This window comes from Pantoea sp. GbtcB22, from assembly GCF_019091025.1.
Classification (GTDB): Bacteria; Pseudomonadota; Gammaproteobacteria; order Enterobacterales; family Enterobacteriaceae; genus Pantoea; species Pantoea leporis.
In genome coordinates, this window is sequence record NZ_JAGXKB010000001.1 from 1,369,961 (window position 1) to 1,384,174 (window position 14,214).

Annotated in this window: 15 protein-coding genes; 9 read left to right on the forward strand and 6 right to left on the reverse strand. The window is 54.3% G+C overall.

Annotated elements, in window-relative coordinates:
• The first annotated feature begins 3 nt into the window (after positions 1-3).
• From rlmH to KVT28_RS06500, 9 genes are all read left to right on the forward strand, one after another.
• On the forward strand, positions 4-474 hold the full coding sequence (gene rlmH / locus KVT28_RS06460; protein WP_008103678.1) for a 23S rRNA (pseudouridine(1915)-N(3))-methyltransferase RlmH: 471 nt from the start codon (positions 4-6) through the stop codon (positions 472-474).
• 33 nt (positions 475-507) lie between these two features.
• A complete protein-coding gene (mrdA, locus tag KVT28_RS06465) occupies positions 508-2,412 on the forward strand; it encodes a peptidoglycan DD-transpeptidase MrdA (RefSeq protein WP_217547264.1) in 1,905 nt (634 codons plus the stop codon).
• Between the two features lie 8 nt (positions 2,413-2,420).
• Positions 2,421-3,533, forward strand: a complete 1,113-nt coding sequence (gene mrdB / locus KVT28_RS06470; RefSeq protein WP_101763316.1) for a peptidoglycan glycosyltransferase MrdB — start codon at positions 2,421-2,423, stop codon at positions 3,531-3,533.
• Between the two features lie 10 nt (positions 3,534-3,543).
• Positions 3,544-4,614, forward strand: a complete 1,071-nt coding sequence (gene rlpA, locus KVT28_RS06475; protein WP_217547266.1) for an endolytic peptidoglycan transglycosylase RlpA — start codon at positions 3,544-3,546, stop codon at positions 4,612-4,614.
• Between the two features lie 117 nt (positions 4,615-4,731).
• A complete protein-coding gene (gene dacA, locus KVT28_RS06480) occupies positions 4,732-5,943 on the forward strand; it encodes a D-alanyl-D-alanine carboxypeptidase DacA (protein WP_101763253.1) in 1,212 nt (403 codons plus the stop codon).
• 96 nt (positions 5,944-6,039) lie between these two features.
• The gene (gene ybeD, locus KVT28_RS06485; protein WP_008103691.1) at positions 6,040-6,303 is read left to right on the forward strand and encodes a DUF493 family protein YbeD; all 264 of its coding nucleotides are present in this window, start codon (positions 6,040-6,042) and stop codon (positions 6,301-6,303) included.
• A 69-nt stretch (positions 6,304-6,372) separates the two neighbouring features.
• Complete coding sequence (gene lipB, locus KVT28_RS06490; RefSeq protein WP_217547269.1) at positions 6,373-7,023, forward strand: lipoyl(octanoyl) transferase LipB; 651 nt, start codon at positions 6,373-6,375, stop codon at positions 7,021-7,023.
• Between the two features lie 176 nt (positions 7,024-7,199).
• The gene (gene lipA, locus KVT28_RS06495) at positions 7,200-8,165 is read left to right on the forward strand and encodes a lipoyl synthase (RefSeq protein WP_101763255.1); all 966 of its coding nucleotides are present in this window, start codon (positions 7,200-7,202) and stop codon (positions 8,163-8,165) included.
• A 146-nt stretch (positions 8,166-8,311) separates the two neighbouring features.
• Positions 8,312-9,340, forward strand: a complete 1,029-nt coding sequence (locus tag KVT28_RS06500) for a hypothetical protein (protein ID WP_217547271.1) — start codon at positions 8,312-8,314, stop codon at positions 9,338-9,340.
• Between the two features lie 88 nt (positions 9,341-9,428).
• On the opposite strand, the gene tatE is transcribed toward KVT28_RS06500, so the two are convergent.
• The 6 genes from tatE to KVT28_RS06530 form a co-directional block, all read right to left on the reverse strand.
• Positions 9,429-9,632 carry a twin-arginine translocase subunit TatE gene (gene tatE, locus KVT28_RS06505; RefSeq protein ID WP_064740541.1) on the reverse strand — a complete coding sequence of 68 codons (204 nt, stop codon included), beginning with the start codon at positions 9,630-9,632 and terminating at the stop codon, positions 9,429-9,431.
• 98 nt (positions 9,633-9,730) lie between these two features.
• Positions 9,731-10,501, reverse strand: coding sequence for an amino acid ABC transporter ATP-binding protein (locus KVT28_RS06510; RefSeq protein ID WP_101763257.1), 771 nt, complete (start codon positions 10,499-10,501; stop codon positions 9,731-9,733).
• A complete protein-coding gene (locus KVT28_RS06515; RefSeq protein ID WP_101763258.1) occupies positions 10,498-11,457 on the reverse strand; it encodes an amino acid ABC transporter permease in 960 nt (319 codons plus the stop codon). The genes KVT28_RS06510 and KVT28_RS06515 overlap by 4 nt, the downstream gene beginning before the upstream one ends.
• Positions 11,454-12,341 (reverse strand): ABC transporter substrate-binding protein, encoded by an 888-nt coding sequence (locus tag KVT28_RS06520; protein WP_101763259.1) that lies wholly within the window; start codon positions 12,339-12,341, stop codon positions 11,454-11,456. Before KVT28_RS06520 ends, KVT28_RS06515 begins: the two co-directional genes overlap by 4 nt.
• Before the next feature lie 19 nt (positions 12,342-12,360).
• Entirely contained in the window at positions 12,361-13,155 is a 795-nt protein-coding gene (locus KVT28_RS06525) for a deaminated glutathione amidase (RefSeq protein ID WP_101763260.1), read from the reverse strand.
• A 2-nt stretch (positions 13,156-13,157) separates the two neighbouring features.
• On the reverse strand, positions 13,158-14,117 hold the full coding sequence (locus KVT28_RS06530; RefSeq protein ID WP_101763261.1) for an ABC transporter substrate-binding protein: 960 nt from the start codon (positions 14,115-14,117) through the stop codon (positions 13,158-13,160).
• Positions 14,118-14,214 lie beyond the last annotated feature (97 nt).

Genomic DNA, 14,214 nt, shown 5'->3' on the forward strand with positions numbered 1-14,214 from the left:
GACGTGAAACTGCAGCTTGTGGCCGTCGGCACCAAAATGCCCGACTGGGTTCAGACCGGTTTCATGGAGTATCTGCGCCGCTTCCCGAAAGATATGCCGTTTGAACTGATCGAAGTAACTGCCGGCAAACGCGGCAAGAACGCTGACATCAAACGCATTCTGGAAAAAGAAGGTGAAGCGATGCTGGCCGCCGTGGGTAAAGGCAATCGTATTGTCACGCTGGATATTCCCGGACAGCCGTGGGAAACCCCACAGCTGGCGCAGCAGCTTGAACGCTGGAAACTGGATGGCCGCGATGTCAGCCTGTTAATCGGCGGTCCGGAAGGACTGGCGCCCGCGTGCAAAGCCGCTGCTGAACAAAGCTGGTCACTGTCAGCGCTCACGTTGCCACATCCGCTGGTGCGTGTGCTGGTAGCGGAAAGCCTGTATCGTGCGTGGAGCATCACCACGAATCATCCTTATCATCGTGAATAAACGCCTGACAACCCCAGACAATAAATGTAGCGGATGAAATTACAGAGCAACGCCTTTCGCGATTACACTGCCGAACAGAAACTTTTTGTCCGCCGAGCATTGGTGGCTTTTGTTGGCATTCTGCTGCTCTCCAGCATTCTGGTGGTCAACATGTACCACCTGCAAATTCTGCGCTTTGACGACTACAGCACCCGTTCAAATGAAAACCGCATTAAGCTGGTGCCGGTGGCACCGAGCCGCGGCATTATTTTCGATCGCACCGGCGTCCCGCTGGCAGTAAACCGCACGATTTATCAGGCCGAACTGATGCCGGAAAAGGTCGAAAACCTGAAGCAGACCTTGCAGGATCTGCGTCCGGTACTGGATCTGACCGACGACGATCTCGATGCGTTTGACAAAGAGCGCAAACGCTCGCGCCGCTTTACCTCGATTCCGGTCAAAATCGGTTTAAACGAAGTGCAAGTGGCGCGTTTCGCCGTCAATCAATACCGTTTTCCTGGCGTGGAAGTAAAAGGCTATCAGCGCCGCTACTATCCGTATGGCCAGACGCTGACGCACGTAGTGGGCTACGTCTCCAAAATCAACGATCGCGACGTTACACGCCTCGATCAGGAAGGCAAATGGCCGAACTATGCGGCTACGCATGATATCGGCAAGCTCGGCATCGAAAATTATTACGAAGATGTGCTGCACGGTAAAACCGGTTATGAAGAGGTTGAAGTTAACAACCGTGGCCGCGTCATTCGACAGCTGCACGAGCAATCTCCGCAGGCCGGACGCGATATCTACCTGACGGTTGACCTCAAACTGCAGCAGTACATCGAAACCTTGTTGACCGGCAGCCGCGCGGCAGTGGTGGTGAGCGATCCACGCACCGGCGAAATTCTTGCACTGGTTTCTACCCCCAGTTACGACCCGAACCTGTTTGTCGACGGTATCTCGAGCAAAGATTATAAAGCGCTATTAAGCGACGAAAATCGTCCGCTGTATAACCGTGCGCTGCAGGCCTCCTATCCCCCAGCGTCAACGGTGAAACCTTACGTTGCCGTGTCGGCGCTGAGCGCAGGCGTGATCAACCGCAATACCAGCCTGTTCGATCCCGGCTGGTGGCAACTGCCCGGCTCGGAAAAGCGCTATCGTGACTGGAAAAAATGGGGCCACGGTCGCCTGAACGTCACTAAATCGCTGGAAGAATCGGCGGATACCTTCTTCTATCAGGTTGCCTACGATATGGGCATCGATCGCCTGTCAGAGTGGATGACCAAGTTTGGTTACGGCCATCGCACCGGCATTGATCTGCCGCAGGAGAGCGCGGGCAACATGCCCACGCGTGAATGGAAGCTGAAGCGCTTTAAGAAGCCGTGGTATCAAGGTGACACCATTCCGGTGGGTATCGGCCAGGGTTACTGGACCGCGACGCCCATTCAGATGAACAAAGCGATGATGATCCTGATTAATGACGGTGTGATCAAAGTGCCGCACTTACTGCGCGCCACGCGTGAAGGCCAGGTCATGGTGCCCTATCGCCAGGTTCCGGATGCGCCGATTGGCGATATTCATTCAGGTTACTGGGAAATTGCCAAAGACGGCATGTATGGCGTAGCCAACCGCGCTAACGGTACCGCGCACAAGAGCTTTGCCGACGCGCCCTACAAAATCGCTGCCAAATCCGGTACCGCGCAGGTTTACGGACTGAAAGAAAATGAAGTCTATAACGCGCACAAGATTGCCGAACGTCTGCGTGACCATAAATTAATGACTGCCTATGCGCCTTACGATAAACCGCGCGTGGCCGTCACCATGATTCTGGAAAACGGCGGCGCAGGCCCGGCTGTCGGCACCGTGATGCGCCAGATTCTCGACCACATTATGTTAGGCGACAACAATACCGTGCTGCCAGAAGCCGCACCGACACCGCCCGGCTACGAAGGTGAATGACAATGTCCATGAACGATAGTCCGCAGAAAAGATCGATCTGGACGCGCATCCATATCGACCCCCTGTTTATGCTGATCATTCTCAGTTTGCTGACCTACAGCGCCATCGTCATCTGGAGCGCCAGCGGACAGGATCCAGGCATGACCGAGCGTAAGTTCGGGCAAATTGCCATGGGCATCATCGTTATGCTGGTGCTGGCGCAGGTGCCGCCGCGCGTCTATGAAAGCTGGGCGCCCTATCTCTATATTGTCTGCGTGATATTGCTGATAGCGGTGGACGCGTTTGGTCACATCAGTAAAGGCGCACAGCGCTGGCTCGATCTTGGTTTTGTGCGTTTTCAGCCCTCGGAGATCGCCAAGATTGCCGTGCCACTGATGGTGGCGCGCTTTATTAACCGCGATGTCTGCCCGCCGACGCTGAAAAACACCGGCATCGCGTTGATTCTGATTTTCATGCCGACGCTGCTGGTGGCGGCACAACCCGATCTCGGCACCTCGATTCTGATCGCTGCTTCCGGCCTGTTTGTACTGTTCTTATCCGGCATGAGCTGGAAGCTAATTGGTATCGCGGTATTGCTGGTCGCCGCCTTTATCCCGATTTTGTGGTTCTTCCTGATGCATGATTACCAGCGCGCCCGCGTGATGATGCTGCTGGACCCGGAAAGCGATCCGCTCGGCGCCGGTTATCACATCATTCAGTCGAAGATTGCTATCGGTTCCGGTGGCCTGCGCGGCAAAGGCTGGCTGCACGGTACCCAATCGCAGCTGGAATTCCTGCCTGAACGCCATACCGACTTTATTTTTGCCGTTTTAGCGGAAGAACTGGGTCTGGTTGGCGTGTTGTTACTGCTGGTACTCTATTTGCTGCTGATCATGCGCGGACTGATTATCGCGGCGCGCGCGCAAACCACCTTTGGTCGCGTGATGGCGGGCGGTTTGATGCTGATTTTATTCGTTTATGTTTTCGTTAACATTGGCATGGTAAGTGGTATCTTACCGGTGGTTGGCGTACCGCTGCCGCTGGTGAGCTACGGCGGATCGGCATTGATTGTGTTAATGGCTGGATTTGGCATCGTGATGTCGATCCATACTCATCGAAAAATGTTATCTAAAAGCGTTTAAGAGGCTGCACATGCGTAAGGACTGGCTTGGGGTTGCACTGGCATCATTGGTACTGGCTGCCTGTTCCACACCGGAACCGCAGAATAATACTGCGCCACCGCAACCGGCCTATAACGGCCCGGTAGTGGAAATTCCTGGCGTGGAACCACGTTATGAACCGATCAATCCTTCCACCAGCCAGGATTACAGCGTCAACGGTAAAAACTACCGCGTGATCAAAGATCCCTCGAACTACAGCGAAGTGGGTTTAGCCACCTGGTACGGTGACGAAGCGCGGGGGAATCGCACCGCTATCGGTGAATCTTACGATCCGGAAGGCATGACCGCCGCGCATCCAACGCTGCCGCTGCCGAGCTATGTGCGTGTCACTAACCTCGCCAACGGCCGCCAAATTGTGGTACGCGTCAACGATCGTGGCCCTTACACGCCAGGCCGCATTATCGACTTGTCGCGTGCGGCGGGCGATCGCCTGAATATCTCTAACAACACCCGCGTGCGCGTTGATTACATTAAAGTGGCGCCGGATGGTTCCGTTTCCGGTCCCGGCACCATCGGTACCACCGTCGCCAAACAGAGTTACGCCCTGCCCGCGCGTCCCGATCTCGGCGGCGGCATGGTGATGATGGGCGGCAGCGCCAATGCTGCGCCAGCGCCTGCACCGCAGGATGTGCGCGCTGTCGATAACAGCACCTTGCAAAGCAGTGACAGCATGGGTGCGCCCGTCCAGAGCAGCGGCTTTCTCGGCGCGCCACAGCCGTTAGCTACGGGCGTGCTGGAAGGCAACGAGCCGGTTGCCGCGCCAGCCGCTGCCGCCGCACCAGCTACCAGCCAGAATGCCCATGCCGGCAGCGGTTATGTGGTTCAGGTCGGCGCGATTAACGATCCGGCGCGTGCACGTCAGCTGGCCGAAAGCTTGGGTAAACGCTTTGGCGTGCCGGGCGCGGTTGAAGCCAACGGCAACGTCTATCGCATTCAGTTAGGTGGCTATAAAAGCCGTGCCGAAGCCGCTGCCTTGCAGCAACGTCTTAACACTGAAGCGCAAATGAGCTCATTTATTACCACTGCCCGTCCATCGATGTAACGGACAGTGACATTTCCTGCTGAAACTGATTTGCAAAGCAAGATGTCGCCCGATCGGGCGTTTGCTATAGTTAGGCACTTTTTTCACTCTAAACCCACGGATGTTGTAGTCCTGAACATGAATACGCTGAAACCTTCTCGTTTTCTGAAACGCCTGACAGTGGGATCACTGGTCGCCCTTTCTCTCAGCCATGCCGCATTTGCGGACGATGTTAATCTTAAGACTATGATTCCGGGTGTACCGGACATTGATGCTGAAGCTTATGTGCTGATCGACTATAACTCCGGCAAAGTGCTGGCCGAAAAGAACGCGGATGCACGCCGCGATCCGGCAAGCCTGACCAAGATGATGACCAGCTATGTGATTGGTCAGGCGGTCAAAGCGGGAAAAATCCATAACGATGACATCGTGACCGTGGGTAAAGATGCCTGGGCAACCGGTAATCCGGTATTCAAAGGTTCATCACTGATGTTCCTCAAGCCTGGCGATCGTGTGCCGGTTTCTCAGCTGACGCGCGGTATCGTGCTGCAATCAGGTAACGACGCTTGTGTAGCGATGGCGGATTACGTTGCCGGCAGCCAGGACGCATTCGTCAACCTGATGAACAACTACGTTGGCGCGCTGGGTCTGAAAAACACCCACTTCCAGACCGTGCACGGTTTGGATGCCGAAGGCCAATACAGCTCGCCGCGCGATATGGCGTTGATCGGCCAGGCGCTGATCCGTGACGTACCCGATGAGTACGCGGTTTATCGTGAAAAAGATTTCACCTTTAATAACATCAAGCAGACCAACCGTAACGGTTTGCTGTGGGATACCAGCCTGAACGTCGATGGCATCAAAACCGGCCACACAGACGCAGCGGGTTACAACCTGGTCGCCTCGGCAACAGAAGGCCAGATGCGTTTGATCTCCGCGGTGATGGGCGGTCGTACCTTTAAAGGCCGTGAAACCGAGAGCAAGAAGTTGCTGACGTGGGGCTTCCGCTTCTTTGAAACCGTCGCACCGCTGAAAGCGGGCAAAGAGTTTGCCTCTGAGCCTGTGTGGTTCGGTGACAGCGATCGTGTGCAGTTGGGTGTGGAGAAAGATGCCTATCTGACCATTCCGCGTGGCCGCATGAAAGATCTCAAAGCCAGCTATGTGCTGAACAACACTGAACTGCATGCGCCGCTGCAGAAAAATCAGGTAGTGGGCAGCATCAACTTCCAGCTCGACGGCAAAACGGTGGAACAGCGTCCGCTGGTGGTGCTGAATGAAGTGAAAGAAGGTGGTTTCTTCGGCCGCATCATCGATTACATCAAACTGATGTTCCACCACTGGTTCGGCTAAGGCGCGCTTGAAAAAACGCCAATTTGCCCCCAATTAAGTTACTATCTTTGCTCCCGCCTCGGCGGGAGCCTGTTTTTTAAGCACCGGAGTCAATGTATGAAAACCAAATTGAATGAACTGCTCGAATTCCCTACGCCTTTCACTTACAAAGTGATGGGTTTGGCGCAACCGGAGCTGGTTGATCAAGTGGTTGAAGTGGTGCAGCGCCACGCGCCAGGCGATTACAAACCGGACGTTAAGCCAAGCAGCAAAGGCAACTATCACTCTGTTTCCATTACCATCATCGCCACACACATTGAGCAGGTTGAAACCCTGTATGAAGAGCTAGGCAACATCGAAATCGTGCGCATGGTGCTGTAATTCTGGCGCTGGCAAAGTCCGCTTTGCCAGCGTTATACTCTGCCTTCCACTCTTTACCGGATCTCTGCTTTGTCAGCTAATACGCTTCTTGTTCGTCAACTCGGCCAGCGCGATTGGCAACCCATCTCCGATGCCATGCATCACTTTACCGATCAACGCGACAGCAGCACTGCCGATGAAATCTGGCTGGTGGAACATCATCCGGTGTTTACCCAAGGCCAGGCAGGGAAAGCTGAACATCTGCTGATGCCGGGCGATATTCCGGTGGTACAAAGCGATCGCGGCGGCCAGGTAACCTATCACGGCCCCGGCCAACAGGTGATGTATGTGCTGATTGACGTAAAACGTCGCAAGATGGGCGTGCGCGAGTTAGTGACGGCGTTAGAAGAAACGGTGATCGCCACGCTGGCCGACTATGACATCAGCGCGCGGGCGCGACCGGATGCGCCGGGCGTGTACGTTGGCGATGACAAGATTTGTTCGCTGGGACTGCGCATTCGTAAAGGCTGCTCGTTTCACGGCCTGGCACTGAATGTGGCGATGGATTTAGCGCCGTTCCTGCGCATCAATCCGTGCGGATATGCCGGGATGCAAATGACGCAGCTTAGCCAGCTGCAGCCGGGCGTCACGCCCGCCGATGTGCGACCACGTCTGGTGCAACATTTCGCCCGTTTAACCGGATTTACCCAACTGGAATGGCAAAGTGATGCCGCGGTCTGACCTTGACTGTACGTGCCTATTTACAAAATTGTAACTTTTGCACCGGCGAATCGGCTGCTTATGAGCAGACGAGATGATATAATTTTTGCCATATTTTCAAAAAAAGTTGAAAGCCTGGTTCTCAGTTTGAGTGAGGAAGCTTTCAAATCGCAATCCCGACCGGAACCTGCAGATTTATGAGTAAACCAATTCAGATGGAACGTGGCGTCAAGTATCGCGATGCCGACAAAATGGCGCTGATCCCGGTGAAAACCGTGATGGTTGAGCGTGAAGAAATTCTGCGTAAGCCGGAATGGATGAAGATCAAACTGCCTGCGGACTCCAGCCGCATTCAGGGCATCAAGGCCGCGATGCGTAAAAACGGTCTGCACTCGGTGTGTGAAGAAGCCTCCTGCCCTAACCTCGCAGAGTGTTTCAACCACGGTACCGCGACCTTTATGATCCTCGGCGCGATCTGTACCCGTCGCTGCCCATTCTGCGACGTGGCGCACGGCCGTCCGAATATGCCTGACGCTAACGAACCGCTGAAACTGGCCCAAACCATCGCCGATATGGCACTGCGTTATGTGGTTATCACTTCTGTGGACCGTGATGACCTGCGCGACGGTGGTGCCCAGCACTTTGCTGACTGCATCAGCGCGATTCGCGAAAAAAGCCCAACCATCAAAATTGAAACATTGGTACCGGACTTCCGTGGTCGTATGGATCGCGCGCTGGAAATCCTCACCGCGACGCCACCGGATGTGTTTAACCACAATCTGGAAAACGTGCCGCGCGTGTACCGTCAGGTCCGTCCTGGCGCCAACTACGATTGGTCACTGAAATTGCTGGAGCGTTTCAAAGAAGCGCATCCGGATATCCCGACTAAATCGGGTTTGATGGTCGGCCTTGGCGAAACCAATGCTGAAATCATTGAAGTGATGCGCGATCTGCGTCGCCACGGTGTCACCATGCTGACGCTGGGACAGTATTTGCAGCCGAGCCGTCACCACTTACCGGTGCAGCGCTACGTTAGCCCGGCCGAGTTTGACGAAATGAAAGAAGAAGCAATGGCGATGGGCTTCACCCATGCCGCCTGCGGCCCGTTTGTGCGCTCCTCTTATCATGCTGATATGCAGGCCAAAGGTCTGGAAGTTAAGTAATATGCTTCGCGATTGCGTTCTTACCAGGGCGCAATCGCAAATATCTCCTTAAAAGTCTTAATCCCTGTCTCAAATCTGTCGCTTTAATCGCTGAGGCCATAAGAGCCTATTTCTCTTTTCTCAGTGTTTATTTTGAAGGTCAGATAATGCAAACATCCTCTCACTTAAAGGGGCTCGATTTTCTCCGGGAACCCGATTTGTCAGGTCAAATACCCGATGTGCGGCTTAACAGTGCATCCGGAGAGAGTTTGGATGCGCTTAAAGCGCGCACCACGCCCATAGATAACACCAATCCCTATACTTCATCTCACGCCTCATGTGCCAATGCATTTATCGCTACCGCTATCAGTATTGAGCATCGATACGATGAAATTCATTTAGAGTTGCCATTAAAGGGTCATGAAACTGTCGCTGTGATGCCCGAAGTGGTGCGACACATCATGCCTTATGCTGAAGATATCGCTTTTCAAACTTCTCAGGAGAATGTACTTGCTGTGATTAATGAAGAGCCTGAACCTGAATGGAATTTTGATTTGCTGGAAGCGAAATTCAATGCTCCTCTGCCACAACTGTGGCAACCGGCTATCGGCATGCACCACGAGAGTGTGGAAATTGCCACGCTACCTGAACGCGAGAGTGCCAAACCTCAACTTTTAGTACAGGTACAGTCAAAGGTTATCACTGAAAATGAGGTCATTATTGATGATCTGAACGAGGATGAAGGGTCTTTCAGCGGTGATGCGCCAGTTGGTACGACGTTATACTTTTATCTTGATGATGTGTGGGTCGGCAGCTCTGAAATTGATAGCCAAGGCCGCTGGCAGTTTGAACTGCCCACCGATATTTCTGTCGCTCAACATGTTTTTAGTGCAGTCCCCATTAATCCGCAAGGCGTAATGGGTGGCAAAGTTGATTATCCGTTTTTGACTAAGCCTAAAATAGGCGAAATCATTATGCCAATTGATGAGAGTGAATCAGACAAAATTGAAATAGCACTCATTGATGTTATTACAGCCGAGGAAGAAGAAAGACTTTCGCTGATACCCTTAATTTTAACTGATGATATGTTGCAGGGCTGGCATACCCAGGATGGGTTGAGCGACTTTGATAGCTTATATGGCTCAACAATATTTGATGTGGATGAGCAGGAAATCATTTACGCCAATTGGCACTAAGACGCAAAAAACAAAAACCAGGCTGGCGACAGTCTGGTTTTTTATCAACGTAATAAATATTTACACTTATTGACGTTCGGCGCAGAGATTACTCTTTGTGGCTGACACGTTCAGCAGGCACTTCTTCAGCGCTGCTTTTGGATGCGCCGGATTCATCATCTTTCATGGCTTTTTTGAAGCCTTTGATTGCGGAACCCAGATCGCCACCCAGTGAACGTAACTTATTGGTGCCAAAAAGCAGTACGATGAGCGCACCGATGATCAGCAGTTTGGCAATACTGATACCTTCCATAATTTACCTTTCAACCAATGTGAAAAACGGACCTGACTATTAACGCGCAGTTTATAAACGGCCTCAACTGCAATCTGTAACAGAGTGAGACCGCCTGCTCAGATAAAGCGGCTGAGAAATGCCTGCGTGCGCGGATGTTGCGGGTTACCAATCACCTGCTCCGGACTACCCTGCTCCACTACCACGCCGCCATCCATAAACACCACGCGATCGGCCGCCTCACGCGCGAAACCAATTTCATGGGTCACGACAATCATGGTTAGCCCTTGATCGGCTAAGGTGCGCATAGTGGCCAGCACTTCGCCGACTAACTCCGGATCGAGCGCCGAAGTGGGCTCATCGAACAGCATCAGCGCCGGTTTAATCGCCAGCGCACGCGCAATCGCCACGCGCTGCTGCTGGCCACCGGATAGATGACGCGGCCAGGCATCGGCTTTGTCACTCAATCCCACGGTCGCCAGCAGCTCACGCGCATGCTTGAGTGCATCCTGCCGTGTAAATTTGTGCACACCTATCGGCGCTTCAATGATGTTTTGCAGCACCGTCATGTGCGGATAGAGGTTGAACTGCTGAAACACCATGCCGATTTTCTGGCGCTGATGAGCAATTTTACGCGCCGACAGACGATGCAGAATACCGCGCTTCAGTTCATAACCGATCTGATCGTCACCGACCACAATCGAACCGGCATTCATGTCTTCCAGATGGTTAATGCAGCGTAAAAAGGTGGATTTACCCGAACCTGATGGCCCGAGAATCACCACCACTTCACCGGGAAACACATCGAGATCGATGCCTTTCAGCACTTCATTATCGCCATAACTCTTCTGCACATTACGCGCACGCACCAGTGGCTGAACTTCACTCATACATCCTCCTTCAGACGGTGCGCGACGGCAGGCGCGGCTTCGTTAGCAGCAACGCGACGTTTATTCACCACCGTGCGGGTGGTGCCACGGGCGTAGTAACGCTCGATGGCGGACTGGCCAAGGTTAAGAATCGAGGTGATAAGCAGATACCAGATCACCGCAACCATCAGCATCGGGATAATTTCAAAGGTGCGGTTATAAACCGCCTGCACTGAGTACAACAGATCGCCCATAGCGATCACACTTACCAGCGAGGTCGCTTTGATCATGCTGATCAACTGGTTGCCGGTAGGCGGAATAATTGAACGCATCGCCTGTGGAATGATCACGCGGCGCAGCGCACGACTGCGACTCATGCCAAACGCCTGGGTGGTTTCGACCTGACCGTTATCCACTGACAGCAGGCCGGCGCGAATGATCTCGGCCATATAAGCCGCTTCATTGAGCGCCAGTCCGGCAATGGCTGCGGTCAGTGGCGTGATCAGATCGTTGGTGTTCCAGCTGGCAAAAGTGATATCCGTCCACGGAAGAGTGATTGCGATGGTGGGAAACAGCGTCGACAGGTTGTACCAAAAGATCAGCTGTACCAGCAGCGGCGTACCCCGGAAAAACCAGATGTAGAGGGACGATAAGCCGCTCAGCAATTTGTTTTCCGAGAGACGCCAGACGCCCAACAGCAGCCCGAGCAGCGTGCCGAGAATCATCGACACCACCGTCAAGCCGAGCGTGACCTGCAGGCCTTTCATCACCGAACCTTCGGTGAACCACTGCAGCACCACGTTCCACTCGAAATTGGGGTTGGTCGCCACCAGCCAGAGGAAGTTCGCGGCAATAACCAGCACCAAAATCCATGAGATCCAGCGCCCATAAGTGGGCGCACTGCGGGCAAAAGCCACATCGCGCTGCTGCACGTCGGCCTTATCCCTGGCTCGCGAATTGTTGGTGACCGGACTCATTTTGCTGCCCCTTGCGCCAGGTTACGTCCCGGTTGCTGCAACACGTTGCCGTCTAATTTCCACTTCTTCATGATGGCCGCGTAAGTGCCATTACTGAACAGCTCTTTGTACGCATCCAGCACCACGTTGCCGAGTTCAGAACCCTTGGGTACCACGGTGCCCTGGAAAATGTCGCCAAAGCCGTTTTTCTTGCCTTTGCCCGACAGCTCCAGCTGGCCATTGGCCTGTTCGATGAAGTATGTCAGCGGCGCCTGCGAGGAGAAAAAAGCATCGGAACGTTTTGAACGCACGGCTAAAATCGACGATGGCTGGTCGGTGAAGGATTGCACCACCACCGCCGGTTTACCCGCCGCGACACAGGCATCGGACTGCTTGCGAATCACCTGCTCTGCTGAACCGGCCGCCATTACCGCAATGCGTTTACCGCAGGTATCTTCCAGACCGTTAATCTTCGAGGGATTGCCTTTCTGCACGCCAAACACCACGAACTCCTGCACGAAGTCGATAAAATCAACCTTCTGCTGACGATCCGGATAATCGCCAATCGGGCCAATCGCCATCTGGTAGCGGCCGGAATTAATGCCGGTGAGCACGCCCGATAAACCGCTGACGGTGGCATGTTCAATCTTCACGCCCAGCAATTGTGCCAGCGCTTCGGTGAGATCGGCGGAAGCGCCGTCCATTGAGTGCGGACCGTTAACGATCTCATACGGAGGAAAAGATCCGTTGTTCACCGAGATCATTTTACCGCTGCTTTTGATCTCTGCTGGCAGACGATCGTGCAGCGCCTGATCCACTTTTTGCGCAGGAATCACGTCGGCGGCCTGAGCGAAACAGGCCGTGAGGCCCAATGACAGCGCGATGGCGGTAGCAAGAATTTTCATCAGTCAGATTCCCCAGCGATCAAAGTGGTTTAAGTTCGGGACGCGCAAAACAGCGATTTTCCAGCACCGGCAGTACGCTGCGTGCGTAGGCGATGCGCTGTGGATCGAGATCGGCAAACACCAGCGCGGCCGATTCCGGCGCTTTGGCAATCGCCACGCCCAACGGATCGATTACCAGGCTGTTGCCGATATTGCGTGGCCCGCATTCGCCCACCGCCACCATGTAGCAGGTGTTTTCCAGCGCACGCGCGGTGGTCAGCAATTCCCAGTGCATCTCTTTCAGCGGGCCTTTCACCCACGCTGCCGGCAGCACCAGCACATCCGCGCCGTCAAGCACTAAGCGACGCGCCAGCTCCGGAAAGCGCACGTCGTAGCAGGTCATCAACCCGACTTTCATGCCCGCCACGTCAACCAGCGGCGGAATTTCGCGCCCCGGATTTACGCGCTGCGACTCCTGCATGGCGAAGGCATCGTAAAGGTGCAGTTTCACGTACTCGGCGATGATTTCGCCGTTGCGAATGGCGATCAGCACATTGAGCGCCTTCTGCCCTTCTGTCGGCACGTGCACGCTCATCATGGTGGTCAGATTGTTGCCTTGGCTAACCGCCAGCAGCTGCGTGACGAAAGGACCATCAAGTGGCTGCGCCGCTTTCAATACCAGATCAGGATCGGCGATATCACGCGCCAGCACGCCTTCCGGCAGCACCAGCAGATCAGCACCGCCTGCCAATGCCTGGTTCATCAATCCGATGCAGATATCGGTGTTTTCCTGCCATTCGCGGCTGACGGCAAATTGTCCCATTGCTACTTTCATGGTTATTCTCCTTGCGCCGCAGCCGGAAAAATCGCTTCCGGCGTCAGCAATGTTTGGGTTAGGCCTTGCTGGAACAGCTCATTCGCAAAGTCGGCAATCATCTTTTTGTTAACGGAAAATCCGTTCTGATTCCAGTTGGCCGGTAATTCCTGCGCGGTGCGCCGCAAATCGTCCAGCAGCCACGGCGTGGTGTCGGCGTATTTCTCGCGCTTCTTCATCCACATCTGGTACGAACGATCGATGATGTCGCTCAGCGCCTGAGGCAGCCACGGATGCGCCTCCGCTAAGGCGGGCTTCAGTGCCAGTAAGTGAATGCCCGGCACATAACCGACGCGATTAAAGTAGTCGCGCTCGGCAGCGGCAAAATCCACCTGCAGCTGACGCAAACCCGAATCGGCGAGGAAAAAACCTTCCGGCATAAAAGGGGTAAACACAGCATCCAGCTCGCCCGCTTTCAGCAACGCGATCAGTGGACGCTCACCTGGCGCCGGTTCAATACGCCCCGGACGACCAAAACCGGCCAGACGATCAACAATCGGGTGATCCTCAGTCAAACGCCCGGCAAACCAGTACGCATCATCAATCTCCACGCCCGCTTCACGCAGCACGGTGCGCGTCCAGGTGTTGCCTGAATCCTGCCAGCCGGTGACGCCGATTTTTTTACCTTTCAGCTGCGCTGGCGAGGTAATCGGGCTGTCGCTGCGCGTAATGATGCAGCGCTGACGGAAACCGCGCATCAGAAAGTGTGGCAGGCCCAACAGTGAAGTGTCACCTTTTGCCCGGGCCTGAGCAAAGCGGCTAAACGACACTTCACCGGCATCGTATTTATCGCTGGTGGCGAGGTTATCCACCAGCGTGCCAACGCGATCGATCTCCAGCGTGAAACCTTCCGGCTTGATATCGCCAAGTGCCAGCGGTGTGAAGTAATCCCAGTCACGTACCGCCAGTCTGATGGTTACCATAGTTTTGCCTTCCCCGTCTGTTCTGCCAGCCCTGCGGCTGTGATTATTTATGCAGCAAATAGTGCTTGAATTTGAGTCTAAATCGCGAATACTAATC

Coding starts and splice junctions, on each gene's coding strand:
- ybeD (WP_008103691.1), top strand. CDS start 6,040: ATGAAAACCAAATTGAATGAACTGCTCGAATTCCCTACGCCTTTCACT.
- KVT28_RS06500 (WP_217547271.1), top strand. CDS start 8,312: ATGCAAACATCCTCTCACTTAAAGGGGCTCGATTTTCTCCGGGAACCC.
- mrdB (WP_101763316.1), top strand. CDS start 2,421: ATGAACGATAGTCCGCAGAAAAGATCGATCTGGACGCGCATCCATATC.
- rlpA (WP_217547266.1), top strand. CDS start 3,544: ATGCGTAAGGACTGGCTTGGGGTTGCACTGGCATCATTGGTACTGGCT.
- tatE (WP_064740541.1), bottom strand. CDS start 9,632: ATGGAAGGTATCAGTATTGCCAAACTGCTGATCATCGGTGCGCTCATC.
- dacA (WP_101763253.1), top strand. CDS start 4,732: ATGAATACGCTGAAACCTTCTCGTTTTCTGAAACGCCTGACAGTGGGA.
- mrdA (WP_217547264.1), top strand. CDS start 508: ATGAAATTACAGAGCAACGCCTTTCGCGATTACACTGCCGAACAGAAA.
- KVT28_RS06520 (WP_101763259.1), bottom strand. CDS start 12,341: ATGAAAATTCTTGCTACCGCCATCGCGCTGTCATTGGGCCTCACGGCC.
- KVT28_RS06525 (WP_101763260.1), bottom strand. CDS start 13,155: ATGAAAGTAGCAATGGGACAATTTGCCGTCAGCCGCGAATGGCAGGAA.
- lipA (WP_101763255.1), top strand. CDS start 7,200: ATGAGTAAACCAATTCAGATGGAACGTGGCGTCAAGTATCGCGATGCC.
- KVT28_RS06530 (WP_101763261.1), bottom strand. CDS start 14,117: ATGGTAACCATCAGACTGGCGGTACGTGACTGGGATTACTTCACACCG.
- KVT28_RS06515 (WP_101763258.1), bottom strand. CDS start 11,457: ATGAGTCCGGTCACCAACAATTCGCGAGCCAGGGATAAGGCCGACGTG.
- KVT28_RS06510 (WP_101763257.1), bottom strand. CDS start 10,501: ATGAGTGAAGTTCAGCCACTGGTGCGTGCGCGTAATGTGCAGAAGAGT.